Genomic DNA, 25,578 nt, shown 5'->3' with positions numbered 1-25,578 from the left:
TATGAGTAAGCTAGCGACGGAAGGACTAGATCAATGCCTCAAGCTCGGGCCGGTACAACAGGGCAAATGGTAGGCATGAGCGACAGCGATGAACGGCCAAAGTTGCACCAGTATGCCGGTGGCGCCACAATCATCCATGATAAACAAGATTTCTCTCTGGTTCTCGGCGGCCCGCTTTTCCAACTTCTGTGGCGCGCGCACTTGTCTGACGGCGGCCTTGGTCTCCTCCGCCGCCGCGTCCTGTTTCTGTCGCTTGGATCGTGGCTCCCACTCCTGCTGCTGACGGCGCTGGAGGGCAATCTAGTCGGATCAGCTGTTGCTGTGCCGTTCTGGAAAGACCTTGCGGTTCACGTACGTTTTCTCGTCGCCATCCCCCTTCTCGTCCTGGCGGAGCTTGTCGTCCATCAGCGGCTGGTTGGCATTGGGCGGACGTTTGTGGATCGCAACCTGATTCAGGAACCTGACCTCCCGCGATTTTTCGGTGCCATTTCTTCGGCATTTCGCCTGCGCAATTCGGTTCTCGCAGAATGTCTGCTTTTGGTGCTGGTTTACGGCTTCGGAGTCTTCTTTGTTTGGCACCGATACACGACACTCAATGCCCCGACTTGGTATGCGGTTCCGACAGACGGGAGCTCTCGCCTATTCGTAGCGGGCTACTGGTATCGCTATATTAGTCTTCCGATCTTTCAATTCCTGTTGATCCGGTGGTACTTCCGCCTGTTCATCTGGGGACGATTTCTTTGGCAAGTCTCCGATATCCATCTGGACCTTATTCCGACTCACCCGGATCGTGTCGGTGGCCTGGGCTTCTTGTCGAATACCGTTTATGCGTTCACTTTACTAGTGGTGGCGCATGGAGCACTGCTGTCGGGACAAATAGCTGATTACATCTTCTTCTCCGCAGATTCGCTGCTCGATTTCAAGCTGGAGATTGCTATAGTCGGCGGCTTTCTTGTCTGCGTGATCTTTGGCCCGCTTCTCACATTTATGAATCAGTTGGCTGCTGCCAAACGGACTGGCCTCAGCGAATATGCAACGCTCGCGCGGCTATATGTAAGCGAATTCGACAGAAAATGGTTGCGTGGCGGCGCGCGATCTGATGAGCCTTTGTTGGGGAGCGCCGATATACAGTCACTTGCAGATCTTGGGAACAGTTTCGAGGTGGTGAAGGGTATGCGTTCGGTGCCAATCACCAAAGACGCAATTCTGCAGTTGGGAGTTGCATTTCTGTTACCCCTCACGCCTTTAGCGCTGACCATAATGCCTCTTGACCAGTTGCTCAAACAACTGGTCGGACTGTTGCTGTAGTGGGACCGATTTCTTGATGATAAGACCGTAGCTCGCGTCTTGTGCTGAACGCACGGAGTGGTGAGCTTTTCGGAGGATGCGAAATGCCAAGACCTAGCTTGAGATTCACCGGCGCTGCCGGGATTGCCGTTGCCTTGATGTTTGCAGGCCTCGTCGAGACCGTCACGCCCTTCGCTCCTTTGGTCAGCGATGCGCAGGCGCGAGTCGGTCGTCCGCTCACGCCCGGGAGCGTCGCGGGGGTTGCGAGGCGCACCACGCGCCGAACGATCCGCCGTTCGACCGTCTACGTGACCCGGCTTCCGACGGCGTGTGTGAAGACTTCGATCAATGGGACCGTACTGTGGCACTGTGGCAGCACCTATTATCAGTCCTATGGCGGACGGTACGTGGTTGTGCACGTACATTGAGGAGTTTGACAGTTCGGGAGCTGCACTTGATGGCGCTTCCCATCGCTGCTGCGCAGTTAGAGGAATACGCGAGTGTGTGCGGCCGGCCCGTCCGGCCCTCATGAATATAGTCCTCGGAGACAGGCGGACATCATAACATCAGACGCGCGCATATCTCGATGACCCTCCAGCGCATTATGCTGCATCGAAAGTCGTGACGTCCGCTTCAGAAAATCGCCAAGCCGGTCCTTGCTTGGCTTCTGGCCCAGAAGGCAGGATCGTCCCCATTCCGGGCACCACCAAGGCTGAGCGATTGCAGTAGAATATCACGGCGGCTCTTACGGAGCTGAGCTCCGGGATAGATCGACGAGGCCTTGGATCACGTCGAAGTTCGGGGCGAGAGCTATCTGCCACAGACACCACTCGCCTCACTTTTGGCGCAGTGCGAACGGCGCGAAGGGTCGCCCCAGCCGCGCAACACGACGGATTCCCGGTTGGCGCTGCGGATCGTGAGGCAATGGCTGCTTTCGGGAGACGACAGAGTTTACTGCAGGGGCCGGAATGAGGCGCAAAGCTGCTGTGCACATTTGGGAGCATGCTGACACGCACCATCAGGAAGACACGCGTGCAAAAGGCTCGGTGCCTCCCAAATTATCCGAAAACCGAATCTGGTGTCCCATCTTGCCCATGGCCACAGGCAAATCGGGGTGGGGCGCGATCCAGAAAGTTCGAAAAGCTTCCAGGAACCCCAGCCAGTTCCTTCGCATCGTCACTGGAGTATTAGAAGTGCGTGCCGACGCCGTCCTATCCGCACGCGCCCCAACCGTAGGCGGCCTTCAGCCGCTCATTTTGAGCCCTTCACGGCCAAGTGCCGGTGCCGTTCGAAGATCGCCAGTTTGTGCCCTTATGTCATCGGCACCTCGGATCGGCACCCTTCGCATCTGAAGCTCTTGACTTTATCCAGGAGCCCTTCCGGACGATCGTCCTGGAGCAGCGTTGACATTGGAACATCAAGTTCTTGTCATGCAGGCCATTTGACAGGGGGCATCATCCCTCGGCTAGGCGGGCTATACCGGCGCGCCTTCGCCCACGAGCCTGTAGCAAGCGCTGCATCACAGAACCGTGACGGAAGTCACATGTAGAGGTTGCACCCATTACCAAACGTTCCCGCCTGGCCAACTCCATACGCCGGCCATGTATATTAGCACTCAACGATATATTAATACCTGGCGTGCAGCCTGTTCGAATCGGGAATTTCCCGATCGGCGATCCAGCACTCGGTGTGCCGAGACGCTCGACCGATGCGGAGCAAACGCATGAGTGTCGAAACAGCATTAGCGCAGCTATTGCGCATGATCCACCGTCGCGCCTTGAATTTGGCGGAACTGCCGGACGATGAGAGAGATCCATACTACGACAGCATCCGCCGATCCTGCTGCGGAGCGGCCGAGCACATCGGTCAATCCCCCGATAACGCCGCCATCACCGCAAATAGCATGGTGGAATTTACCCGGGCGATGGTCGGTATCATCGAGGCGGGGCGCGGGTAAGCCGCAACCTGGATATGCTCGCGCCGTGCTTGGAAGGCGCGGAGAAGCGCGGTAACCGTGGATTGCAGGAAGCTCGCAAGGTGATTGCCAACCGGACACCTGGACGATCAGGCTCCCTGCGATGGTTATCTCGGACCGTCACACATATTCGACGACAGATGCCTGGTTATCGGCATCACCGGAAACCACCATCCATACGCGTGCCGGACGGCAGCCCGTTCAGCGCCCCCTGTCGGTGTTCAGGTGAACCAAGAACTTGCCTTCATCCGTGGTGACCTCGCGCTGAACCGAGTGGACAAATTGTCCAGACAGGCCGGCGCCTCAAGGTGGCGGGCTTTTATTACCGGCAATATCCGCCGTCGTTGCGGACCACATGTAGTTGACGTAACGCTAATGTAGGCGCAATCATTTGGGATTGTGCAGGGTTGAGGGCGTTTCGATGAAACTCGTTGTCTTTGGCGTAGCAATGGTATTGGCCGCCACCGGAGCTGCTGTTGCGAAAGAGAAGAAAAAGGTGGCCACGGCTCAAGCTGCAACCTCGTGTTCCGCAACGCATATGAAGGCCAGCAGCAAGCCAACCCCGAAACTGGATTGCAAATCGACCGGTACCGTGGTTGCGCGCCCATCCAATCAGGCCGCAAATTTCTTGGACCATCACTTGGGGTACGCCGATCCGTGGATCCCCCCACGTGGCTATTGACGGCGGCTTCGGCCTCCGAGCTTTTCATTTCCGCCGCGAACCGATGGCCCGCCGCCGAGAGATGGCGGGCTTCCTGCCCTTCGTGCGGCGGACGGCTTCCTGAGGCGACCCGGACACGGATCGGCGCCCCGCTCGGGGACCTCCAAGCCATCGGGCCGTTATTGGAACTCGCTCAGCGGCAAGCTGATGTCATTGCACAGATTGCTGCAGAAGCTTTGCAGGGAGTTGCGGTCTATCCCGATCTGGCGGGCACGCGCGAAAGCTTCCTTGGCCTCTTTGGTCTTGTTGGCCTTTAGATAGTCGGACGATTTGACCAGCCAAGCGGTCGTCACCAGCGAACGGCTCCAGCCGGATGGAAAAAGCGAATACGCCTTTTCTCCGTATTTGATGGCGCCGTCGATGTCACGGAAGCGGAACAGCCTCAACCCGGCATAGGTGGCATTGGCGGGGCCGGAGGTCGCGTTCACTTCCAGGTCGCGCAGGTAGATCCTGTCGGCGACATTGCGGTCGCCTCCCCAGTCATAGGCGAGCGCCAGCAAGGTGTCCTCGGGAAGATTGCGCCTCCTGTAGAGGTTCATCACGTCGACATATCGGCCCTGCGCAAAAAGCAGCTGCGCTTCGTGATAGCCGATCGACGTCACATCGTAGCCTTTCAGGCCGGCTTCATCGAGAAGTTTGGTCATGGCCGCGACGTCGCCGAGACTGAGGGCCAGATCAAATCGGGTACCCCATATTTTCTCCGCAAGTTGCGGATCATTGCCGATCTTGTCGAGGATCACGATCGCGGATGCAGCGTAGTCCGGCCGGTATTGAGGCCTGACGCCGTTGTTGTACATATAGCCAATGGTCAGATCGAGGCGCGCGATTTCGTACCAGAGAGCATTCGACAAGGCTTGCTTGATGTCCGTCAGAGCATCCAGCAGTCCCGGCTGGTAGCTGTAGCCAGACAGGCATCCGTCGATGACCTCGGCGAGCTTATCCGTGTCCGGCTCGAGCGCCAGTATCTGATCAGCCAAGGCAATCGCGGCGTCGTGGCTGGTTACGCCTTGCAGGTTGGTGATCGCGAGGATGGCGCCGACCATCGCCTTGGTGTTTCCGGCCGTCTTGGGCATCGCCGTCTTCGCCCAAGTCAGCGCGTCCTGTCGGTGATCCAACCGTTCAAACATCAGGGACCAGGTGAGGTCGACCCAGGGGTTCGCGGCGTCCAGGGCAAGCGCCTTGTCGAGCTGCTTGCGCGCGCCGGCCGGATAGCCGGAATAGATATAGGTCCGCGCCGCATAGACATAGGCCGGCGGATAGGAAGGGTCGAGACGCTCCAGTTCCTCGAAGACGATGAAGAAGGATTTGCTCGACAGGGCTATCCCCATGCCGCTGGCAACCCTCATCCACTCCGCCCGGGTGGCCTCGACGCGGGCGGGAACGAAATCCGGGTGTGCATCCACGAATGCTTTGAGATCGGCCTTGATCTTGTCGGCCCTGTCGGCTGTCCAGCCATCGACTGTGCCGACCAGTTGCGTGAACTTTTCCCGGTCCGGCTCGCCGAGCTTATCCAGCCAAGGCTGCGCTGCCCGGGCAGCGCCCAATTGGGCGCCCAACATCAGAGCAGACGCCAGGAAAGATGCAGCCCAGGTTCTGACTGTCAGGAGACGCATGTCGTTCCCACCGGTTTTAACGCGGCAAGAATGCACTGTGCCCGTTAACGCCGGCGCAAACCGATTGTTCGAGTTTTACTGAGTTGTTTGCAATTGTTATTCAGCTAGCGTAGCAACTGGAACTATAGTTCATTCTAATATGCCGGTCGATTGTAGCCCGGCAGCAGGACGGAATGCTCCTTCGCTCTTCGAGTCATCCCGATGGCCGTCTCATTCAGGCCAAGCGGCGTATCAACTCGCACAGGCTTGTTGAACATAGGGAGCAGTTGCGATCGACCGGTTACAAAAAGCGCGGCCGAAACCGCGCCTTCAATACCACACCTTCGGCGATTGTCGGCTGAAAGCAATCGAGTCCTACTCCGCAGCCTCATACCCCGCGATGCCCTTGATCTCGAGGAAATCCTCAAGACCGTACTCGGCATATTCGCGGCCATTGCCGGACTGCTTGTAGCCGCCGAAGGGCAGGCCGGCGTCCCAGGTCGGGTAGTTGATGTAGACATTGCCGGAGCGCATGCGCGCAGCTACCTGGCGCGCCTTCTCGATGTCCTTGGCCTGGATGTAGGAGGCAAGGCCGTAGACGGTGTCGTTGGCCTGCTCGACCGCCTGCTCGACCGTGTCGTAAGGCATGATCGACAGCACCGGGCCGAAGATCTCCTCCCTGGCGATGCGCATGTCATGCGTGACATTGGCGAAGACGGTCGGGCGGACATAGTAGCCGCGGTTGAGCTCGGCCGGGCGACCGGGACCGCCGACGACCAGCGTGGCGCCTTCGTCGATGCCGCTCTGGATCAATCCTTGAATTTTGTCGAACTGGATCTGGCTGACCACCGGGCCGAGCTTCGAATTGGGCGCGTCGGCCGGGCCCACGGTGAATTTCTCCGCCGCCTTCTTCGCATAGCCGGCGGCCTCATCGTGACGGTCACGCGGCACGAACATGCGGGTCGGCGCGTTGCAGGACTGGCCGCTGTTGGACAAGCAGCCGGCGACGCCCTTGGTGACGGCCCGCTCCAGATCGACATCGGGGAACAGGATATTGGCCGACTTGCCGCCGAGCTCCTGATGCACGCGCTTGACCGTGTCGGCTGCCGCCTTCGCGACCAGGATGCCGGCGCGTGTCGAACCCGTAAACGACATCATGTCGACATCCGGATGGCTGGCCAAAGCCTGGCCGACGGTCGGGCCATCGCCGTTGACGAGGTTGAAGACGCCCTTCGGCACGCCGGCCTCGTCGATGATCTCGGCGAAGATGATGGCGTCGAGCGGCGCGATCTCGGACGGCTTCAGCACCATAGTGCAGCCGGCGGCAAGGGCTGGTCCGACCTTGCAGGTGATCTGGTTGAGCGGCCAGTTCCACGGCGTGATCAGGCCGACGACGCCGATCGGCTCCTTAACGATGAGCGAGGAGCCTTTGATGTGGCGGAACTGGAAGGTCTTCAGCACCTCCGCCATCTTCTCCAGATGCGCCTGGCCGACCCCGACCTGACTGTCCAGCGCCATTTGGCGCGGCGCGCCCATCTCGCGCGAGACGGCGAGCGCCAGGTCCTTGCTGCGCTTCTTGTAGATCTCGATGACGCGGTTGAGGATATCGAGCCGCTCCTCGACCGAGGTGAAGCCGAAGATGGCGAAGGCGCGCTTGGCGGCGGCCACCGCCTTGTCGACATCGGCCTTGGAGCCCAGCGAAATCTGCGCGAAGGCGTCTTCGTTCGAGGGGTCGATGACGTCGAGCGTGTTCGGCACGACCGGATCGACCTAGGCGCCGTCGATATAGAACTGCAGATTATGGGACATGGTTTCGCTCCCTGCGGGCCGCTTTGCTCGATTGCGGTGAGATGGTCGTCGTATATCGTCAGAAATAACGATGCGGCATTAGCCCTGTCAAACGCAAGCTTGAAGTGCTTGAGCCAGCGCGTCAGGCGTTGCGCCAGAGCTGGTGCCGCCGCAGCAATCCGGATGCAATGGGCTAAAGCAGCGTATGTCCAGCGTGACCCAGCAGCCGCACCGCCGCAGCTCGATCCGCGGCCTTCACCAGCAGGTGGTCGCCATCGAAGGTGGACACCACGAAAATGCCCAGGCCGTTCTCCGACAGCGGCCGAATGACCGACAACACGATGCCGGTTTCGCCGAAGGCAAAGGGGCCTTCGAATTTGAAGACCACCCAGTCGCGATCCTGCCTGACGGGATCCGGAACGCGCTCCTGCAGGCAGGCGATCGAAAGCTCGTCCTCGGTTCTGGTGATGCTGACGAAACCCGGCCCGTCCGCCCAGTCGGGAATGCCATGTCCGGCCTCCAGCCGCGAAATCGCGTATAGTGCGTGCAGTTGCTTCAGCCTGATCCTGGCCGCCATTGCCCGCTCCGATTTGCCGGTCATCCCGTGATCCTCTTGCTCATATAAACGGTCGTGCCATTCATGAACGGTTCTTCCCGGTCGATCGAGTAGCCCTGTCCCTTGTAGAGCGACACATTCGCCTCGAACGCGCCGTTGGTCAGCAGGCGAAGCTCATGGCGCCCGGCCTTGCGCGCCTTGCCCTCCGCCCGCTCCAGCAGCAGCCGGCCGATCCCTCTGCCTTGCGCCTCCGGCGCGACACAGAGATTCTCGATCCAGAGATGATCGTCGGCGAGCATAGTCTCGAGCATGCCGACAATGCGATCCTGCGTGATGGCGAGGTCGAATGGATGCTCGGCGACAGCCTTGTCGTAATCGGCGCGCATCGGCAGCGGCTCGCGGCCGATTACCGGCACCCATTTGGCATAGGCGGCGCGCACGATGTCGCGGATGGCGGCGGCATCCGCCGCCTCGGCCGCCCGAAACCGGATGGAAGAATCGATGGTCATTGCAAGGCTCCAGATATGAAAAACCCCGCCGGCTGAAGTCGCGGGCGGGGCAGGAAACGAACGAACCGGATCTATCGTATCGGGTTTTATCGTCGCGCAATCAGCCTGCCGCTCCGCACTCGGCGAAGGCGGCGGCGCTTGGCATTGGCAGACGCGAGGGTAGGCATAGCGGCAAGCTGGAGGAGGAACCGCCAAGCGTCAAGGCTCGTCCGGTGTCGGTTATTGGGCCAATGCATTGGCAGGCCAACCCGTTGGCACATCGCCAATCGTTCGCAAAAATCGATCATTATAACTCGAATAATTCGTTGGAAAGATTAGTTATGGAATGGCATTCCGACGGCGAACGCGCCTGGAGAATTCGATTGTCTTTCCTGCCTGTCACCGCGAACGATCTTCCAAATCACCTGAACCCGGCCACTGCCGAGCGCAAGCGCCCTGCCCTGACCGCGATCTCGGCCGGCACTATGCCGGGATTGGTGCTGGTGGCGATGATCACCAGCGTCGCCTACTCGGCGCGCGGCTTCTCCGGCCTCACCCTATTCAGCCCGATGATCCTCGCCGTCGTCGCCGGCATGATCCATTCCAACGTGCTCGGCGTGCCTGCCCACGCCAGGGCCGGCGTCGCCTTCTCGCAAAAGCGCCTGCTGCGCTTCGCCATCGTGCTGCTCGGCTTCCAGCTCACGCTCGGCCAGGTGGCGGGCATCGGCCTGGGCGGGGTCGGCATCGTCGCGGCCGCGCTCGGCGCCACCTTCCTGTTCACCGTTACGCTCGGCCGGTTGATCGGCATCGACGCCAAGCTGGCGCAGCTGATTGCCGCCGGCACCTCGATCTGCGGCGCCTCGGCGATCGTCGCCACCAACATCGTCACCGACGCGCGGGATGAAGATGTCACCTATGCCGTCGCGGCGATCACGCTGTTCGGCACCATCGCCATGCTCGGCTTCCCGCTGCTGGCACCCGTGCTTGGGCTCGACCAGCATGCTTTCGGCCTGTGGGCCGGCGCCTCGATCCACGAGGTGGCGCAGGTGATCGGCGCCGGCTTCCAGAACGGCACGCTCTCCGGCGAGACCGCGACCGTCGCCAAGCTGACCCGCGTCGCCATGCTGGCGCCGATGGTGATCGCGCTCGGCCTGATGGCGCGCCGCGGCAGCACCGTTGCTTCCGGCGCAAAGCCACCGATGCCCTGGTTCGTCGCGGCCTTTGTGGCCGTCGTGGCGCTGAACAGCCTGGTCGCGATCCCGGCGCAGATCCATTCGGCAATTGCTTTGGCCGCGCAGATCATGTTGACCATGGGCCTCGCCGCCATGGGCCTGCAGGCCGATATTTCGGAGCTTCGCTCGCGCGGCCTGCGGCCGCTGCTGCTGGCCTTCTCGGCCTTCATCTTCATCGGCAGCTTCAGCCTGATGCTGGTGAAGTTCGCATAAGCCAGGCCGGGTCGGCCCACCTCTCAGTGTTCGTCATCATCCTCGAACTCGCACGCCGCGACATAGATCGCGGCGAGCTTCTCGATGCCGGCCTGGTCCTCCTTGTCGAAGCGGCCCGGCAGCGGGCTGTCGAGGTCGAGCACGCCGAACGCGCCTTCTGCATCGCGCAACAGCACGACCAGCTCAGAACGCGAATCGGCATCGCAAGCGATGTGGCCGGGAAATTCATGCACGTCCTTGACCAGCATCGACATGTCGAGCTCGATGGCCTTGCCGCAGACGCCCTTGCCGACGGCGATACGCACGCAGGCCGGCTTGCCCTGGAAGGGGCCGAGCACCAGCTCGTCCTCGGAGGCGAGGAAATAGAAACCCGCCCAATTGAGGTCGGGCACCATCTGGTAGATCAGCGCCGCCGTGTTGGCGGCATTGGCGACGGAATCGCCCTCGCCTTCCAGCAGCGCTTTCAGTTGCGTTGCCAACTCCTTGTAGAAGGCTGGCTTATCCTTGGTGTCGATGGCGGTTGCCGCGAACATTCGTGTCGTCTCTCCGTTGCAAGCCGGCCGCGCGGCCAGCTACAGTTCACCTCTCTCTGCCACCAAAACCGCCGCCGGGAAACAGCCTATCGTGACCTCCAGCCATTCCAGAGCAATGACGGCCAGGACGATCCGCATCGCCGCCGCCATCATCCGCGACGACGGCGGCAGGCTGCTGCTGGTGCGCAAGCGCGGCACAAAAGCCTTCATGCAGGCCGGCGGCAAGATCGAGCCGGGTGAGTTGCCCGCCGCGGCCCTTGCGCGCGAATTGCGCGAGGAGTTGGGCATCGTCGTTGACGCGGGCGCTGCCTTCCATCTCGGTTCGTTTTCGGCGCCCGCCGCCAACGAGCCGGACGCCCGTGTCGAGGCCGAGCTGTTCGAGCTTTCCATCACAGACGAGCCGATCCCGGCGGCGGAGATCGAGGAGATGATCTGGCTTAACCCGGCGCTGGCGAGCGGCATGGAACTGGCGCCGCTGACTGCCGATATTGTGCTGCCGCGCTACGGCCGCCGGCCATGAATTCACGCAACATGGAAAAACAGGCGGCGGGCGGAGGAGCGCCCCTCACCTTCGCGGTGCTGGTCTTTCCCGGCTTTCCGATGATGGCGTTTTCCTCCGTCATCGAGCCGCTGCGCGCCGTCAACATCCTTGCGAAGCATGATTGCTACCGCTGGGTGATCGTCGGCGCCGATCCCGGCACGGTCGAGGCTTCGAACGGCGTCGTCATCCAGCCCGGCTTTTCCGCGGCGGACGCGCCGAAGGTCGATCGCATCGTGGTGTGCTCCGGCGGGGACGCCGACCATGTCGTGGCCGACGAGGCAATGAGCTGGATCCGCAAAAGCCTGCGCGGCGGCGCGCATATCGGCGCTGTCGCGGACGCCGCCTTTTTCCTTGCCCGCGCGGGCTTACTCGACGGGCACGCCTGCACCTTGCACTGGACCAGCCAGGCAGCCTTCGCCGAGGCTTTTCCGGATATCGAGCTTCGGCGCGATCTCTTCGTCATCGACCGCAAGCGGTTCACCTCCGCGGGCGGCGTTGGCAGTCTCGACATGATGCTGGAGATCATCACGCGCGACTACGGCGCCGAACTCGCGGCGGGTGTGGCGGAATGGTTCGTGCACTCGCCGCTGCGGTCGAGCGTCGACCGCAAGCTGATGCCGCTCAGGCTGCGCACCGGGGTGCAGAACGAGCTGGTGCTTTCGGCCATCGCCATCATGGAAGATGCGGTGGAGGAAAGGCTTGGCATGGCCGATCTGGCGGAACGGCTGGGCGTCTCGCCCGACAAGCTCGAGCGCAATTTCCGCGCGGAACTCGATATCTCACCCAACGGCTATTACCGGCGGCTCAGGCTTAAACGGGCCGCCGACCTCTTGGCGCATTCGACGCTGATGGTGCGCGACGTGGCGCTGGCCTGCGGCTTTGCCTCGATGTCGAGTTTTGCCAGAGCCTTTCGCGAGGAGCACGGGCACGCGCCGAAGGCGATGAGGCGGCATTAGGGTGCAGTGCGCGCTGGCGCGATGGACGCTGGCGGGACAGCGCCCCCTCTGGCCTGCCGGCCATCTCCCCCACTTGGGGGGAGATCAGATATCACACCAGCTTTCGCCAATCATCGACGTCGCAGGAGCGAGCGGGGCGCCGAAGCTGGCAATCTCCCCCCTCGTGGGGGAGATGTCCGGCAGGACAGAGGGGGGCGCGAAGGATCACGGCGCTGCTCGTTCGTCGTGCGGCATCCGGCACAACAACCGCGGAATTCCGCATAAGCCCAAAACCCTGCCCAGCTATGTTCTCTCCATCAGGAGACCCCCCATGAGCATCGTCGTATTCGACCCCGACAGCACCGAGGATGTGGATTTCAAGGACCGCATGCGCCACCCGGCGGCGGCCGATCCGGCCGGCGGCATGTGGTTGTCCGACACCGAGCCGTCCTTCATCGATGCGGATGCCCTTCGTAAGGGACGCCTTACCAAGCTGCGTGCCTGGATGCGCGAGGCGGGCTACGGCGGCATCGTGCTGTTCGATCCCTACAACCAGCGCTACGCCACCGGCTCGCGCAACATGTTCGGCTATTTCCTGCGCAATTCGACGCGCTACTTCTTCATCCCGACCGAAGGGCCGATCGTGCTGTTCGAATACCCGCAGAGCTACCATGTCTCGATGGTGCTCGACACGATCGACGAGGCGCGGCCGTCCAAGCTGGTCTGGTCATCCGTCTCCGGCCGTGACGACGAGACCGCCGGGCCGTTTGCCGATGAGATCACCGAGTTGCTCAAGAAGCATGGCGGCGGCTCGATGAAGCTTGGGCTCGACCGCTGCAGCCACCTGCAGGCGCTGGCCCTGGAAAAACGCGGCTGCGAGGTGAAGGATTGCCAGGGCGAGATTTTGGCCGTGCGCGCGGTGAAGACGCCGGAGGAGGTGAAATGCCTGCTGGCCTCGATGGCCGGCGCCGAGGCCGCGGTGGCTGCGGTGCGCGAGGCGATCAAACCCGGCGTTTCCGAAAACGAGCTTTTCGCCATCATGTATGGCGAGGTCATCCGCCAGGGCGGCGAGTTCATCGAGACGCGCCTGCTGACATCGGGACAGCGCACCAATCCGTGGTTCAATGAGGCGAGCGGCCGCAAGATCCGGCCGGGAGAGTTGCTGGCGCTCGATACCGACACGATCGGCTGCTACGGCTATTATTCCGACTTCTCGCGCACCTTCCGCTGCGGGCCGGGCAAGCCGACGCCTTACCAGAAATCGCTCTACCGCATGGCGCATGACCAGGTGCAGCACAATATCTCAATCGTGAAGCCCGGCATGGCCTTCCGCGAGATCGCCGAGAAGGCATGGAAGATTCCCGACCGTTTTGTGGACCAGCGCTATACGTCGGTCATGCATGGCGTCGGCATGCATGGCGAGACGCCCTTCATCGCGCATGCGATGGACTACGAGACCTACGGTCGCGACGGCATCATCGTAGCCGGCATGGTGGTGAGCGTCGAAAGCTATATCGGCGAGAAGGGCGGCCGCGAGGGCGTCAAGCTGGAGGACGAGATTCTGATTACCGAGACCGGTACGGAGCTGCTCTCGCGGTTTCCGTATGAAGACGAATTTCTTGACAAGTAGCGCCCACGTACCGACAGCACATTCCGCATGAAAACGCCCATTTCCATCCGGCGCGGCACGGTGGCCGCGGTGTTCATCGATCTCCAGGAGGAGCATCGCAGGGACAAGCGCTATCTGGTCGAGGGCTTTGCCGACATCCTCGCCAACACCCAGCGCCTGCAGGAGGCGGCGCGGCGCAATTTCGTGCCGCTCCACCACTGGGCCTATATCGTCGACCTCGCCAAGGCGCGGCCGTTCCACCCCGTGGACGAGAGCGGCAAGTCGGCCTTCTCCGACAAGGACGATCCGCTGACGGCGATCTGCCATGAAGTGGCGCCGCAGAACGGCGAAGCCATGCTGGTCAAGCAGGAGGCTAGCGCCTTCGGCAAGAACGATTTTGCCCAAAAACTCAAGGCGTCCGGCATCGAATGGCTGGTGATTGCCGGCGTCTGGACCGAAGCCTGCATCGACGCCACGGTGAAGGACGCGGTGGCGCTTGGGTTTCGCGTGCTTTTGGTCAAGGACGCCTGCGGCAGCGCCAGTGCGGCCATGCACCAGACGGGCATCCTCAACCTCGCCAACCGGCTCTATGGCGGCGCCGTCACCAACACGCTCGACGCCTGCCGGCTGATGGCCGGCGACACGGTCAGTGTCTGGCAGGTCGAGGGTTCGGTACCGCTGCGCTTCACCTTCGAGAATGCGGCGCAACTCTACGCGGAGCTCTGACGGCAGTGGTCGGCGGACCAACCGATCCGGCGAGCCGCGGCAAATATGCCGACCGGCTCGATGCGGAGCTCTGGGACTATATCGACCGGGTCAACAGCTGGTACCCGCCGGAGATCGTTGCCGCGCCCATCGCGGAGCAGCGCGCGGTCTATGACCGGATGTGCGTGGCCTTCCATCGGGGTCGCCCAGATGGTGTGACCGCCAGCGATGGCGTCGTCGCCACGGCGGCGCATGCGATCCCGGTCCGCCGCTATCGGATGGCGGGTAAGGCGGCGGCGATCGTCGTCTATTATCATGGCGGCGGGTTCGTGCTCGGCGATCTCGACAGTCACGACGACATCTGCGCCGAGATCTGCGCCGGCACAGGGTTTGAAGTGGTCTCGGCCGATTACCGGTTGGCGCCGGAGCATCCGCATCCGGCCTCCTTCAACGATGCGCTGGCCGTGTTCGAATGGGTCTCCGCGACCAGCGCGCTGCCGATCGTGCTTTGCGGCGAAAGCGCCGGCGGCAATCTGGCCGCCGCGGTGGCGCAGGCGACACGGCGGCATCCCCGGTATGCCGTTGGCCAGATGCTGATCTATCCGGGGCTAGGCGGCGGCGAGACCGGGCGCTCCTACGTCGAGCATGCCGAGGCGCCGCTGCTTACGCTTGCCGATATCGAGTTCTATCAGCGCATTCGGTCGGCGCCCGGGCAGTCGGCGGACGACCCAACGTTCTCGCCGCTCGCGGATCGTGGCTTTTCCAGACTGCCGCCGACAGTGATCGTCACCGCCGAGTGCGACCCGCTGTCCTCGGACGGCGAGACCTATCGCGACCGGATTGTTGCCGCTGGCGGACAAGCGTGGTGGCGCGAGGAGAAGCGGCTGGTACACAGTTTTTTGCGGGCCCGCGCTACCGTGCTGCGTGCGGCGGAGGCATTTGCGAGGATTGTTGCGGATATCGGCGCGCTTGGGCGGGGCGAGTGGCCGTATTGAACGGCGCTCCCCCTCACCCAGCCTCCGCTTCGCTCGGCTAACCTCTCCCAAGGGGAGAGGAGCCTGTCAGCGCCGGCGCGAACCTCTTCTCCCCTCGGGAGAAGGTGGCCGCGAAGCGCGCCGGATGAGGGGGCGAGGCCGTCTGAGTCAAGTTCCCTCTGCGGAACAACGCACAAGAACTGCGGAAAACCAAACATTTCGCTGCGGAAAGCGGACCTATCATTCCTCAGCAGGCAATGGCGCCCCGGCGGTCGCATCCGCCCCCGCGCCTGGCGATCCCGGGGCGCCCAACAACAGAGGGAACGACGATGAAATTCATGCTGACCGACAGGAAACTGCACCCGCGTGCAAAGCCGATCGCCGACGACTTCAAGAAGGGCGCGATCAGCCGGCGCGAATATCTGGCGCTGATGGCCGGCTTCGGCGTCAGCGCCGCCGGCGCGATGGCGCTGGGCGGGATTACCCCCTCGCCCGCCCGGGCCGCCGAGCCGAAAAAGGGCGGTGTGCTGCGCGTCGCCATGAACGTCAAAGGCTTCAAGGATCCGCGCACCTTCGACGGCGTCGAGATGTCGAATGTCGCGCGCCAGTGCAACGAATATCTGGTGCGCTGGAACACCGACTTTTCCTTCGAGCCGTGGCTGCTGGAAAGCTGGGAAACCAGCGACGACGCCAAGACGATCACCCTGCATGTGCGCAAGGGCATCACCTGGTCGAACGGCGACACATTCAACGCCGACGACGTGATCCACAACCTCAACCGCTGGTGCGATGCCTCGGTCGCCGGCAATTCGGTCGCGGCGCGCATGGGCGCGCTGGTCAATGCCGACACCAAGAAGCCGGTCGATGGCGGCATCCAGAAGGTCGACGATTACACCGTCAAGCTCAACCTGCCCAAGCCAGACATCTCGCTGATTGCCGGCATGGCGGACTATCCGGCGCTGATCATGCACCGCTCCTATGAGGGCGATGCCGACCCGAAGAAGGCTTTGGCCATCACCACCGGCCCGTGCGAGTTGGTGAGCTGGGACGCCGAGACGGGCGCGGAGGTGAAGCGCAAGGACAAGCCCTGGTGGAAGGGCGAGTTCCATCTCGACGGCATCAAATGGGTCGATTACGGCTCCGATCCCAACGCCATGCTGTCGGCCTTCGAATCCGGCGAGATCGACACCGACCATGAGACCGCGTCGGACGCCGTCTCGCAGACCGACAAGATGGGCCTGCAGAATTCCGAGATCGCCACCGGCTCGACCATCGTGGCGCGCTTCAATGTCTCCAACGCGCCCTATGACGACGTCAAGGTGCGTCGCGCGGCCCAACTTGCCGTCGACAATGCGGCGGTGCTGAAGCTCGGTCTCGATGGTCGCGGCAAGCCCGCGGACAACCACCATGTCGGCCCCATGCATCCGGAATTCGCCGATATCGGCCCGGCCAAGCGCGATGTCGAACAGGCCAAGAAGCTGATCGCGGAAGCCGGCAAGGCCGATCATGAATATGAGCTGATCTCGGTCGACATCGAATGGCAAAAGAGCACCGCCGACGCGATCGCGGCGCAAATCCGCGAGGCGGGCCTGAAGATCAAGCGCACCGTGCTGCCGGCCGCGACCTTCTGGAACGACTGGAGCAAGTTCCCCTATTCCTGCACCGAATGGCTCGGCCGCCCCCTCGGCGTCCAGGTGCTGGCATTGGCCTATAAGTCGGGCGCGGCCTGGAACGAAAGCGCCTATGCGAACAAGGAGTTCGACGAGCTTCTCGACCAGGCGCTGGCAATGCCGGACGCCGCGCAGCGCAAGGAGATCATGGCCAAGATCGAGACCAATTTGCGCGATAGCGGCATCATCATCCAGCCCTACTGGCGCTCGGTCTACCGCACCTATCGCAAGGGCGTGCAGGGCTGCGAACAGCACCAGGCGCTCGAGCAGCATTTCGAAAAGGTCTGGCTGGAGAGCTGATCTTCCCAGGACCGAGCGGCCGGCGCGCCCCTCCCGTCGCGTCGGCCGGTTTGTTGCGGCCTGCACAGTCAGGATTGATGGTGCGGCAGGTTCAGGGGAGCACCTACTGACATCCGCTCAATGATGGTCGTCGGCAGGACTATCCTTTCAGGGGACCGATCATCGCCTTTCAGGCGGCGGATGAGAAGCTCCGCCGCCGATTTTCCGAGTGCATAGACCGGCTGATCGATCACGGTGATCGGGGGAGTCGTCACGCTGGTCCAGTCCGCATCATGGAAGGTGACCAACGATATGTCCCGCGGAATGCCGAGGCCGCATTCCCGGATCGCCTTGAAAAGATCGAGCGCCACGACGCTGTCGGAGGCCAGGATTGCAGTCGGCCTGTCGGCGCTCCGGAGCATCTGCAGCAGCAAGCCATGGGACCTCTCCGATCGGCTGCTGCCGAAATGAATATTGCGCTCCGCATTCTCGATGCCGGCTGCGCGGCAGGCTTCCAAGAAACCCAGGATGCGCTCCCGCACCGTGGAGGTATTGATGCTTGAAGCAGCACCGCGAAAATCCCCCGACAACACCGCGGCGGTGACATAGGCGATCCTACGGTGCCCGGCTTGGGTCAACATGCGGGTCGCGCGTAGTGCAGCGTTGCGGTCATCCACCGTTACCGTGTCGACATCCAGCTCCGGCAGTGCCCGATCGAGCAGCGCGAGCGGGCAGGAAATCTCCCTGAGGTGGGCGATGTCTCCAGCTTGGGCGGGCGTAATGATCAGCCCGTCGACCTGCTTTGCCAGGAGCACGCGTATGGCGCTCTTTTCCGCTTCGACCTCCTCACCCGAGTTGGCCAGAATGACGTTGATGCCCGATAACCTTGCGACATCGCTTATGCCGCGCACCGCAAGCGAGAAGAAAGGGTTCTCGATATCGCCGACGACGACACCGATACTGCCCGAACGGCCGGTCGTCATGCTGCGCGCCAGCTCGTTCGGGCGATAGCCCAGTGCCTTAGCCGCTTCCGACACTGCCGCGTGGACTGTCTGACTGACCCGGCCATAGCCGCCCAGAACGCGCGCGGCGGTCGCCTTGGAAACCTTCGCTTCCCGGGCAACGTCGCTGACGGTGATCGAGGAATTCTTGGGCGGGCGCTTCATTGTGGAAAAATCGCTCTTCAAATTCGTTGACGGATGCTCGTCGTCGTGCCTACAAATGTCAAGAGACCGGTCTCAAATCGATTTGAGACCGGTCTCATCACAAGAAGAACGCCACAGGCGTCGATCGTAGGCCGTACAGAAATTGTTCGCTGTGCCCCCGCACGGACCGATCTACAGAGTGGAGAACAACCATGCACATCAGAGGTCTTTTCATTTCAGGCCGCCGCCAGCGCGTCGGCTCCTTGATCCTAGCAGTCGCACTTGCGCTCCTATCGCTGCCCAAGGCGTGGGCGACGGACAATCCCTACAATCTCATAGACCCAAAGACGATCAGCGTCGGCACGATGGGCGACGCCAAGCCTTATGCCTTCACCACCGCCGACGGCAAGTTCACCGGGTTCGATCTCGAATTCTTCCTCAACGTGGTGGGCCGGATGGGTTTCAAGCCGGACCAGGTGACCTTCACTGGGCAGGAGTTCTCGGCGCTGATGCCGTCCGTCGCCAACCAACGCTTCGATGTGGCCGTCGCGGCCATCGGAACGACCGAGAAGCGCAAGCAAACGGTCGACTTTTCCGACGGCTATCTTGCCGGGTATCTGTCCGTGCTGACGTCCGACCCCAAGATCACCAGCGCCGAAGGCCTTGCCGGCAAGCGCCTCGGCGTCGTCCAGGGCACGCTGCAGGAAATCTACGCTACCAAGAATTTTACCCATACCGACCTGGTGAAATTCCCCGACAACAACTCGGCTATCGCCGCGCTCAACAACGGCACGATCGACGGACACTTCCTCGATTATGAGGCGGCCAAACAATATGGCGAGCGCTATCCGTCGCTTAAGATCGCCATCAACATTCCGTCTTTCGACGCGCCGGCTGGTTTCGTTATCCGCAAGGGCAACGACGCTTTTCGCGAGGCGCTGAACAAGGGCATCCACGAAGCCATGCAGGACGGCACCTGGCGCGAGCTCTACCAGAAATGGTTCCCCGGATCGCCGATGCCGGAGCAATATCTCCCGAAGAAGAACTGACCTGCAAACTGCCGCCGGCGCGAATGCCGGCGGCCTTCCAGGCGGGCCATGAGCGATCGCGCGACGGGCGATTCCGTCGCCGAGCAAGGCAGGTTGGCGAATGAATTGGTTAGAGAACCTTCAGCGCAGCTTCTTCGATTGGGACGCGATGGCATCGGTGCTGCCGTCGTTGCTCATGGTCGGCTTGAAGAACACGCTGATCTTGGCCGCGGCTTCGACCGTGCTCGGCATCGTCATAGGTATGATCCTTGCGGTCATGGGCATCTCGCGCTCTGCCTGGCTGCGGATTCCGGCGCGCGTCTATACCGACATCTTTCGCGGGCTGCCGGCGATCCTCACCATCCTTTTGATCGGCCAGGGTTTTGCCCGCATCGGCCGCGAGCTGTTCGGCCCCTCGCCTTACCCGCTCGGCATCGTGGCGCTGAGCCTGATTGCCGGCGCCTATATCGGCGAGATTTTCCGCTCGGGGATCCAGAGCGTCGAGAGCGGTCAGATGGAAGCGTGCCGCGCGCTCTCCATGAGCTATGGCCAGGGCATGCGGCTGATCGTCATTCCGCAGGGCATACGCCGCGTGCTTCCCGCTTTGGTCAATCAGTTCATCGGCAACGTCAAGGATTCCAGCCTCGTCTATTTCCTCGGCCTGCTTGCCTCCGAGCGTGAGATTTTCCGCATCGGCCAGGACCAGGCAGTGGTCACCGGCAATCTGTCGCCGCTGCTTCTGGCCGGCATGTTCTATCTGATCATCACGGTGCCGCTGACCCACGTGGTCAACCATATCGACAACCGTCTGCGGCTAGGCAGGCAGAAACCGGGCGCCGCCGTCAGCGGCCTGGTCGAGGTCGGCGAGTTGAGGGACGTGTCGGGCAAGGCCCCCGCAACGGCACGGCCGGCCATCAAGGCCGGCAGCCTCGAGGTGCGCGACCTCGACATGGCCTATGGCGAACTGCAGGTGCTGAAAGAGATAAGGCTCAAGGTCGAGCCGGGGACGGTCACCTGCGTGATCGGTCCATCGGGATCAGGGAAATCGACACTGCTGCGCTGCCTCAACCGGCTGGTCGAGCCCAAGGCCGGTGACGTCCTGCTCGACGGCGAAAGCATTCTGGCGATGCAACCGGAGCAGCTTCGCCGCCGCGTCGGCATGGTGTTCCAGCATTTCAACCTGTTCCCGAACCACACGGCGATCGAGAACGTCATGCTTGCGCTGACCAAGATCAAGGGCATGGCGGGAAGCCAGGCACGGCGTTTGGCCGAAGCGCAGCTTGCCGAAGTGGGCCTTGCCGCCCGCGCGGACTACCGGCCGAGCCGCCTCTCCGGCGGCCAGCAGCAGCGCGTGGCGATCGCCCGCGCGCTGGCCATGGACCCCGAAGTCATCCTCTTCGACGAGGTGACCAGCGCGCTCGACCCCGAACTGGTCAAAGGCGTGCTCAACCTTATGGCCGACCTCGGCCGGCGCGGCATGACGATGATCGTCGTCACCCATGAGATGGGGTTCGCGCGCAAGGTGGCCGACCAGGTCGCCTTCATGGACGAGGGCCGCATCGTCGAGGTCGGCCCGCCGGCGGAGATATTCGACCGGCCGAAAAGCCCAAGACTCCGGCAATTTCTCGCCGAGGTGCTGTGAGCGATCCCGCCTCGCCCTCTCCCAAGCCAAAGCCCGATCATCGAAAGCTGCAGTCATGACTGAAAAATCCGCCCTCAAGGTCGCCGTCATCGGCGCCGGCATCTTCGGCGTCTCAACCGCCGTTCATCTCGCCCGGCTCGGCGCGCAAGTGACGATCGTCAGCGACGGGCCGGTCGCCAACGGCGCGTCGTCGCGCTCACTCGCCTGGCTCAACTCCGCGCGAAAACGCTCGGCCGCCTACCATGCGCTGCGCATCGCGGGCCTCGACCGCTACCGGAAGTTCGCAGCCGGGCAGGATTGCCGCGCCTGGCTGCGGCTTGACGGCGGGCTCACCTGGGACGCCGACAATGCGGCCAACCAGATCGAGGAAATCTTCCGCCACGAACAGGCGATCGGTTACGAGACGCGGCTGCTCGCACCCGCCGAGATCGCCGCCGTCACGCCAGGCATCGACTCAAAGGCTGTTTCTCGCCAAGGCGCCATCTTCAATGCCGGCGAAGGCTGGGTCGATCTGCCATCGCTCATCGGCCTGCTGCTGCGGGAGTTCGGCGAACGCGGCGGGCGGATTGTCACCGATGCCGGCGCTGCCGATGTTGTTCTTGCCAATGGCCGGGCGACCGGCGTGAGGACCTCCTCCGGCCTGGCTATCGATGCCGACGCCGTCGTGGTCGCGACCGGCCCGGCGGTGCCGGCAATGGCGGCAAAAGCAGGCCGGCGCATTGGCGACGGCACGACGCGCGCGCTGCTCCTCTTCAGCAAGCCAGTCCGCCATCCGCTGCGCGCCGTGCTCAATACGCCGCGTGTCGCCATCCGGCCGACCCCCAACGGCGGTTTCGCGCTCGACTCGGCCTGGTCCGAGGAAGAAGTCATTGTGCGCGGCGACGGCAGCTACGAGGCCAAGCCATCGACGATCGCGGGCCTGCTCGAAGAGGCCTCCAAGGTGCTGGAAGGCAATCCGAAACTGGCGCTGGAAAGCCATCACATGGGACCGAAGCCGATACCGGCCGATGGCGAACCGGTGATCGGCCAGCTGGCCGGCATTCCCGGCTACAACGTCGTCTTCAGCCATAGCGGCGCCACGCTCGGTCTCATCGCGGGCGAATTGCTGGCGGACGAGATCGTCAGCGGCGAGCCCAGTCCGTTGCTTGAGCCGTTTCGTCCCGCGCGGTTCGACAGTTGAGAAGCCGTTTGCCAAGCCCGCGTCTTTCGGCACAGATTGTGCGTGGCCGGTTTTCGCCGGCTCGAATGCGAGAAACGATCGGGCATGGATCACTTCGACCTCGGCACCTATCGCCGTCCCATCTCCACCTCCTCGCCCGAAACGCAGCGCTGGTTCGATATCGGGTTGAACTGGTGCTACGGCTTCAACCATGAGGAAGGGATAAAGTGCTTCGAGAAGGCGCTGGAGACCGATCCAGCTTGCGCCTTCGTCCATTGGGGCATCGCCTATGCCGCCGGGCCTTTCTACAATCTGACCTGGAAGGAGCATGGCAAGGCCGAAGCCGACCGTGTCGCCAGGCGCTGTTTCGAGCATGTGCGGCTGGCGCAAGCCAATGCGGCGAGCGCGAGCCCTATCGAGCGGCGGCTGATCGAGGCGCTCAGCGCCCGCTTCCAGCAGCCGCAGGGCGTGAGCGACGCTGAGTTCGAAAAATGGGACGATGCCTATGCCGCCGCCATGCGCGAGGTCCATCGCGACCATCCCGACGACCATGATGTGATGGCGCTCACGATCGAAGCGCTGATGATGCGTACGGTGCGGCGGCTGTGGAATCTCAAGACGGGCGAGCCTGCGCCGAATTCGGATGTGATCGAGGCGCTGGAGATATGCGAACGCTCGATCAGGATGTCGGATGAGGCAGGGGCCGCGCCGCACCCGGCGGCGCTTCATCTCCACATCCATCTGCTTGAAATGTCGACACAGCCCGAGCGCGGCATGCGCTCGGCGGAACGGCTGGGCACGATGTGCCCGGATGCCGGCCATATGAACCATATGCCTGCGCACATTTACGTGCTGTGCGGCGAATATGAGAAGGCCAAGATTGCCAGCGAGAAGGCGGTGCGCGCCAACGACCTCTACCTCGCCTATGCCGGCGAGCCGACCTATTACCTGCTCGGCTGCTGCCACGACCTGCATCTGATGATGTTCACCTGCATGTTCCTTGGCCAGTACCGCCCGGCGCTGTGGGCCGCCGACAAGGTGCGCAGCCTGGTGACGCGCGACGTCGTCAGCATCCCCGAGCGGCCGAAGCTGACGCAGACGGTCGAGGGCTACCACGCAATGAAATCGCATGTGCAGGTGCGCTTCGGGCGCTGGCGCGAGATCATCGACGAGCCGATGAATAGCGAGCCGGATCTCTATGTGGTGACCGCCGCGCTCCAGCACTACGCCAAGGGCGTGGCGCATGCGACGCTGCGCGAATTCGCTGCCGCCGAGCGCGAACGTGATCTATTCAGCCGGCAAATCGACAGCATTTCGCCGGAACGCCGCTTCCTCAGCAACCCGACGAAAGCCTCGCTCGCGGTGGGCGCCGCGCTGCTCGACGGCGAGCTCGCCTACCACCAGGGCCGGCACGATGAGGCCTACGAGCACCTTCGCCACGCAGTCGAGCTCGACGACAATCTCTCCTACACCGAGCCGTGGGCCTGGATGCATCCGCCGCGCCACGCGCTGGCGGCGCTTTTGCTCGACCAGGGCCAGGCGGCCGAGGCCGAGCAGGTCTATCGCGACGATCTGGGCTTGAGCGGCGCCGTGCAGCGCTGCGCCCAGCACCCGGACAATGTCTGGGCGCTGCACGGGCTGGTCGAATGCCTCGAGCGACGTGGCGAGAAAGACGAGCTGCCGGGATTGCAGGCGAAGCTGGCGGCGGCGCTTGTCAAGGCGGATGTGGCGATCACGTCATCGTGCCTTTGCCGGACCAGCTTAAAGGCGGAACGTTGCTGTTGTCATTGAGGGCAATTGCCGCCGCCGGCGACCGAGCCCCGATTGCTAGGAGAAAACCTCCACCAATTCGTCGACGCCTCCGCCTTCCTTTGCACGTCGCAAGGCGAGGTATGTGTTCGTCGCGATAACAGATGCCAGCAGCCATGCGATCGCGGTGACGGCGCCATTTGCCGTGGCGTTGACGATGACCGCAAAAGCAGGGGCGGCCGTAACCGCGAGGTCGAATCCAAGAAAGAGTCCCAGCCTGAGGGCGAGGATGAGCAAAAAGAGAACCAGGAACAGGCCAGATATCGGCCAGCGATATCCCTTGGTCAGGGTGCGGCTGCGCCTTATCGAAGCCATAGCTCCAAGTCCTTCGCGCGTAGCGACCGGAACCGCCGCCAGGCTGCCCAGCACCCAAACGATGCAAGGCACGACCGCCAGCAGGAAGGCGATACCGCCGCCGAACGTCGGGAAGAGCAATTGGGCAGCGACCTCCGTTTGCTGCGAGCAAAACCACGACAGATAGATCGTAAGGCCGATGCCGAGCACGGGAACGAGACGGTGCAAGGCTCACTGAACGCAACTCGCGATCGACGGACGATGGCCTTTTGCGTCTTCAAGGACGGCCTTCGACAGCACCGCATGCCCGAGAAAAGCTGGCAGTGCGGCCAAAAGCCCGGCAAAGAGCAAAAAGGCCACATAGACGGCAATCGAGAAAGGTGCAACCCCGCCGCCGCCAACCAGGAACGCTGCCCTCTCCCGGTATGCAAAAGTCAGCAGACCACTCAGGAGTGACGGCAGGGCAAAAAAGCACACGGCGACCGTCAGCGCGAGAACCGGATTGCGTCCGATGAACGAGAGCGTATCACCAATTACCCCGCCCAGCCGGAATTTACCGGCTGGGCCTGGGCCTGCCAAAGCCATCGGGTCGATCCCAAATGCTTACGAGAATATCTCCGCCAGCTCGTCGATGCTGGCACCTTCCTTCGCCTGGCGCAGTTCGATGTAGCTCACCGCCGTTGCGATCGACAGCACCATCGACACCACGGTCTGCACCAGCGCGGCTCCGATCTCGGCGATGATGCCGCCGAACAGCACGAGAACCATCAACATCCCCCATTGGATGATCATCGCGATGATGATGAGAATGAGGAACAGGCCGAACAGCGACCAGCGGCTGCCTTTGGTGAGCACGCGGCTGCGTGACATCGAGCCGAAGACGCCGCGCCGCTCCTGGATGAGGGCCGGAACCGACATCGACCAGCCAAGCCACACGATGACACCGGGCACGATAAGAGCGATCATCGCAAGGATGGAACCAAAATAGACGAGCAGACCTATCGCTAACGTCGGCAGGAGGAAACGGACCGCAATCTGCACGCAGTCGCCAAAGGTCGGCCGCTTGCCATTGAGGTCTTCGATGGTCGCCCGAACCAGCGCCGATTGCAGCAGCAGCGAGCAGACGAAAGCCACCAGCCCGCCTATCATGCTGACGTATGAATTGCGCCACATCGCGCTGGGATCGGCCATCGTGGCTGGATCGCCGTGCAGCACCGCCTCCAACTGCGGCTGCGTCCACAACCTGATCAGGAATGCCGGCAGTCCCGAAAACAACAGAGCCAAGCCCACGCAAAGTCCGATGTTGCGCGTGATCACGCCGAAGGTATTGCCGAACACCCTGCCGATCTCGAATCTGCCGGGTCGTCCCAATGTTGCAGTGGTCATGGTAATTTCCCCCGAGT

General features: G+C 62.6%; 24 protein-coding genes. 15 read left to right on the top strand and 9 right to left on the bottom strand.

The features are described 5' to 3' along the window. Nucleotides 1–75: 75 nt before the first annotated feature. From EN862_RS20700 to EN862_RS20685, 4 genes are all read left to right on the top strand, one after another. Entirely contained in the window at nt 76–1,308 is a 1,233-nt protein-coding gene (locus tag EN862_RS20700; protein WP_127867758.1) for a hypothetical protein, read from the top strand. Between the two features lie 137 nt (nt 1,309–1,445). Further along, entirely contained in the window at nt 1,446–1,715 is a 270-nt protein-coding gene (locus EN862_RS36940; protein WP_245519673.1) for a hypothetical protein, read from the top strand. A 1,295-nt stretch (nt 1,716–3,010) separates the two neighbouring features. Continuing rightward, nucleotides 3,011–3,244 (top strand): hypothetical protein, encoded by a 234-nt coding sequence (locus tag EN862_RS20690; RefSeq protein WP_127227474.1) that lies wholly within the window; start codon nt 3,011–3,013, stop codon nt 3,242–3,244. Between the two features lie 439 nt (nt 3,245–3,683). Beyond that, nucleotides 3,684–3,944 (top strand): hypothetical protein, encoded by a 261-nt coding sequence (locus EN862_RS20685; RefSeq protein WP_127867756.1) that lies wholly within the window; start codon nt 3,684–3,686, stop codon nt 3,942–3,944. A gap of 158 nt (nt 3,945–4,102) precedes the next feature. Here EN862_RS20685 and EN862_RS20680 read toward each other — a convergent pair whose 3' ends face one another. The 4 genes from EN862_RS20680 to EN862_RS20665 all read right to left on the bottom strand — a co-directional run bounded on the left by EN862_RS20680 (nt 4,103) and on the right by EN862_RS20665 (nt 8,428). Then, a complete protein-coding gene (locus EN862_RS20680) occupies nt 4,103–5,542 on the bottom strand; it encodes a hypothetical protein (protein WP_127867755.1) in 1,440 nt (479 codons plus the stop codon). A gap of 408 nt (nt 5,543–5,950) precedes the next feature. After that, nucleotides 5,951–7,333 (bottom strand): aldehyde dehydrogenase family protein, encoded by a 1,383-nt coding sequence (locus EN862_RS20675; RefSeq protein WP_245519657.1) that lies wholly within the window; start codon nt 7,331–7,333, stop codon nt 5,951–5,953. Nucleotides 7,334–7,556: 223 nt separating this feature from the next. Continuing rightward, nucleotides 7,557–7,940, bottom strand: a complete 384-nt coding sequence (locus EN862_RS20670) for an ACT domain-containing protein (protein ID WP_127867951.1) — start codon at nt 7,938–7,940, stop codon at nt 7,557–7,559. 20 nt (nt 7,941–7,960) lie between these two features. Then, on the bottom strand, nt 7,961–8,428 hold the full coding sequence (locus tag EN862_RS20665) for a GNAT family N-acetyltransferase (protein WP_127867754.1): 468 nt from the start codon (nt 8,426–8,428) through the stop codon (nt 7,961–7,963). Between the two features lie 362 nt (nt 8,429–8,790). Here EN862_RS20665 and EN862_RS20660 point away from each other — a divergent pair, with 362 nt between their 5' ends. Next, on the top strand, nt 8,791–9,852 hold the full coding sequence (locus EN862_RS20660) for a YeiH family protein (RefSeq protein ID WP_245519656.1): 1,062 nt from the start codon (nt 8,791–8,793) through the stop codon (nt 9,850–9,852). Between the two features lie 23 nt (nt 9,853–9,875). Here the strand turns inward: EN862_RS20660 and EN862_RS20655 are convergent, their stop codons facing one another. Further along, nucleotides 9,876–10,385, bottom strand: a complete 510-nt coding sequence (locus EN862_RS20655; protein WP_127867752.1) for a GAF domain-containing protein — start codon at nt 10,383–10,385, stop codon at nt 9,876–9,878. 91 nt (nt 10,386–10,476) lie between these two features. Here EN862_RS20655 and EN862_RS20650 point away from each other — a divergent pair, with 91 nt between their 5' ends. From EN862_RS20650 to EN862_RS20620, 6 genes are all read left to right on the top strand, one after another. Next, on the top strand, nt 10,477–10,905 hold the full coding sequence (locus EN862_RS20650; protein ID WP_348632081.1) for an NUDIX domain-containing protein: 429 nt from the start codon (nt 10,477–10,479) through the stop codon (nt 10,903–10,905). Beyond that, nucleotides 10,902–11,882: a GlxA family transcriptional regulator gene (locus tag EN862_RS20645; protein WP_245519655.1), complete on the top strand. Its 981-nt coding sequence runs from the start codon at nt 10,902–10,904 to the stop codon at nt 11,880–11,882. The genes EN862_RS20650 and EN862_RS20645 overlap by 4 nt, the downstream gene beginning before the upstream one ends. A 310-nt stretch (nt 11,883–12,192) precedes the next feature. Next, nucleotides 12,193–13,491 (top strand): Xaa-Pro peptidase family protein, encoded by a 1,299-nt coding sequence (locus EN862_RS20635; protein ID WP_127867948.1) that lies wholly within the window; start codon nt 12,193–12,195, stop codon nt 13,489–13,491. Between the two features lie 27 nt (nt 13,492–13,518). After that, nucleotides 13,519–14,196, top strand: coding sequence for an isochorismatase family protein (locus EN862_RS20630; protein ID WP_127867751.1), 678 nt, complete (start codon nt 13,519–13,521; stop codon nt 14,194–14,196). A 5-nt stretch (nt 14,197–14,201) separates the two neighbouring features. Next, the gene (locus EN862_RS20625) at nt 14,202–15,170 is read left to right on the top strand and encodes an alpha/beta hydrolase (protein WP_127867750.1); all 969 of its coding nucleotides are present in this window, start codon (nt 14,202–14,204) and stop codon (nt 15,168–15,170) included. Between the two features lie 308 nt (nt 15,171–15,478). Then, nucleotides 15,479–17,119 carry an ABC transporter substrate-binding protein gene (locus EN862_RS20620; RefSeq protein WP_127867749.1) on the top strand — a complete coding sequence of 547 codons (1,641 nt, stop codon included), beginning with the start codon at nt 15,479–15,481 and terminating at the stop codon, nt 17,117–17,119. 68 nt (nt 17,120–17,187) lie between these two features. Here the strand turns inward: EN862_RS20620 and EN862_RS20615 are convergent, their stop codons facing one another. Beyond that, nucleotides 17,188–18,264 carry a LacI family DNA-binding transcriptional regulator gene (locus tag EN862_RS20615; RefSeq protein ID WP_127867748.1) on the bottom strand — a complete coding sequence of 359 codons (1,077 nt, stop codon included), beginning with the start codon at nt 18,262–18,264 and terminating at the stop codon, nt 17,188–17,190. A 191-nt stretch (nt 18,265–18,455) separates the two neighbouring features. Between EN862_RS20615 and EN862_RS20610 the strand changes: the two genes are divergently transcribed. The 4 genes from EN862_RS20610 to EN862_RS20595 all read left to right on the top strand — a co-directional run bounded on the left by EN862_RS20610 (nt 18,456) and on the right by EN862_RS20595 (nt 23,863). Next, nucleotides 18,456–19,292 (top strand): ABC transporter substrate-binding protein, encoded by an 837-nt coding sequence (locus EN862_RS20610; RefSeq protein ID WP_127867747.1) that lies wholly within the window; start codon nt 18,456–18,458, stop codon nt 19,290–19,292. Nucleotides 19,293–19,392: 100 nt separating this feature from the next. After that, nucleotides 19,393–20,913 (top strand): amino acid ABC transporter permease/ATP-binding protein, encoded by a 1,521-nt coding sequence (locus EN862_RS37415; RefSeq protein WP_127867746.1) that lies wholly within the window; start codon nt 19,393–19,395, stop codon nt 20,911–20,913. Nucleotides 20,914–20,968: 55 nt separating this feature from the next. Next, nucleotides 20,969–22,093, top strand: a complete 1,125-nt coding sequence (locus EN862_RS20600; RefSeq protein ID WP_127867745.1) for an FAD-binding oxidoreductase — start codon at nt 20,969–20,971, stop codon at nt 22,091–22,093. Nucleotides 22,094–22,177: 84 nt separating this feature from the next. Next, on the top strand, nt 22,178–23,863 hold the full coding sequence (locus EN862_RS20595) for a tetratricopeptide repeat protein (RefSeq protein WP_127867744.1): 1,686 nt from the start codon (nt 22,178–22,180) through the stop codon (nt 23,861–23,863). A 36-nt stretch (nt 23,864–23,899) separates the two neighbouring features. Here the strand turns inward: EN862_RS20595 and EN862_RS20590 are convergent, their stop codons facing one another. The 3 genes from EN862_RS20590 to EN862_RS20580 are packed head-to-tail and all read right to left on the bottom strand — an operon-like array spanning nt 23,900 to nt 25,561. Further along, complete coding sequence (locus EN862_RS20590) at nt 23,900–24,403, bottom strand: hypothetical protein (protein ID WP_127867743.1); 504 nt, start codon at nt 24,401–24,403, stop codon at nt 23,900–23,902. 3 nt (nt 24,404–24,406) lie between these two features. Then, nucleotides 24,407–24,760 (bottom strand): hypothetical protein, encoded by a 354-nt coding sequence (locus EN862_RS20585; RefSeq protein WP_127867742.1) that lies wholly within the window; start codon nt 24,758–24,760, stop codon nt 24,407–24,409. Between the two features lie 18 nt (nt 24,761–24,778). Next, nucleotides 24,779–25,561 carry a hypothetical protein gene (locus EN862_RS20580; RefSeq protein WP_127867741.1) on the bottom strand — a complete coding sequence of 261 codons (783 nt, stop codon included), beginning with the start codon at nt 25,559–25,561 and terminating at the stop codon, nt 24,779–24,781. Nucleotides 25,562–25,578 lie beyond the last annotated feature (17 nt).

Origin of the sequence: Mesorhizobium sp. M2E.F.Ca.ET.219.01.1.1 (assembly GCF_004016445.2) — a bacterium.
Classification (GTDB): domain Bacteria; phylum Pseudomonadota; class Alphaproteobacteria; order Rhizobiales; family Rhizobiaceae; genus Mesorhizobium.
This window is presented reverse-complemented; position numbering and strand designations above follow the sequence as displayed.

Coding starts and splice junctions, on each gene's coding strand:
- EN862_RS20700 (WP_127867758.1), top strand. CDS start 76: ATGAGCGACAGCGATGAACGGCCAAAGTTGCACCAGTATGCCGGTGGC.
- EN862_RS36940 (WP_245519673.1), top strand. CDS start 1,446: ATGTTTGCAGGCCTCGTCGAGACCGTCACGCCCTTCGCTCCTTTGGTC.
- EN862_RS20690 (WP_127227474.1), top strand. CDS start 3,011: ATGAGTGTCGAAACAGCATTAGCGCAGCTATTGCGCATGATCCACCGT.
- EN862_RS20685 (WP_127867756.1), top strand. CDS start 3,684: ATGAAACTCGTTGTCTTTGGCGTAGCAATGGTATTGGCCGCCACCGGA.
- EN862_RS20680 (WP_127867755.1), bottom strand. CDS start 5,542: ATGTTGGGCGCCCAATTGGGCGCTGCCCGGGCAGCGCAGCCTTGGCTG.
- EN862_RS20670 (WP_127867951.1), bottom strand. CDS start 7,940: ATGGCGGCCAGGATCAGGCTGAAGCAACTGCACGCACTATACGCGATT.
- EN862_RS20665 (WP_127867754.1), bottom strand. CDS start 8,428: ATGACCATCGATTCTTCCATCCGGTTTCGGGCGGCCGAGGCGGCGGAT.
- EN862_RS20655 (WP_127867752.1), bottom strand. CDS start 10,385: ATGTTCGCGGCAACCGCCATCGACACCAAGGATAAGCCAGCCTTCTAC.
- EN862_RS20645 (WP_245519655.1), top strand. CDS start 10,902: ATGAATTCACGCAACATGGAAAAACAGGCGGCGGGCGGAGGAGCGCCC.
- EN862_RS20635 (WP_127867948.1), top strand. CDS start 12,193: ATGAGCATCGTCGTATTCGACCCCGACAGCACCGAGGATGTGGATTTC.
- EN862_RS20630 (WP_127867751.1), top strand. CDS start 13,519: ATGAAAACGCCCATTTCCATCCGGCGCGGCACGGTGGCCGCGGTGTTC.
- EN862_RS20620 (WP_127867749.1), top strand. CDS start 15,479: ATGAAATTCATGCTGACCGACAGGAAACTGCACCCGCGTGCAAAGCCG.
- EN862_RS20615 (WP_127867748.1), bottom strand. CDS start 18,264: ATGAAGCGCCCGCCCAAGAATTCCTCGATCACCGTCAGCGACGTTGCC.
- EN862_RS20610 (WP_127867747.1), top strand. CDS start 18,456: ATGCACATCAGAGGTCTTTTCATTTCAGGCCGCCGCCAGCGCGTCGGC.
- EN862_RS37415 (WP_127867746.1), top strand. CDS start 19,393: ATGAATTGGTTAGAGAACCTTCAGCGCAGCTTCTTCGATTGGGACGCG.
- EN862_RS20600 (WP_127867745.1), top strand. CDS start 20,969: ATGACTGAAAAATCCGCCCTCAAGGTCGCCGTCATCGGCGCCGGCATC.
- EN862_RS20595 (WP_127867744.1), top strand. CDS start 22,178: ATGGATCACTTCGACCTCGGCACCTATCGCCGTCCCATCTCCACCTCC.
- EN862_RS20585 (WP_127867742.1), bottom strand. CDS start 24,760: ATGGCTTTGGCAGGCCCAGGCCCAGCCGGTAAATTCCGGCTGGGCGGG.
- EN862_RS20580 (WP_127867741.1), bottom strand. CDS start 25,561: ATGACCACTGCAACATTGGGACGACCCGGCAGATTCGAGATCGGCAGG.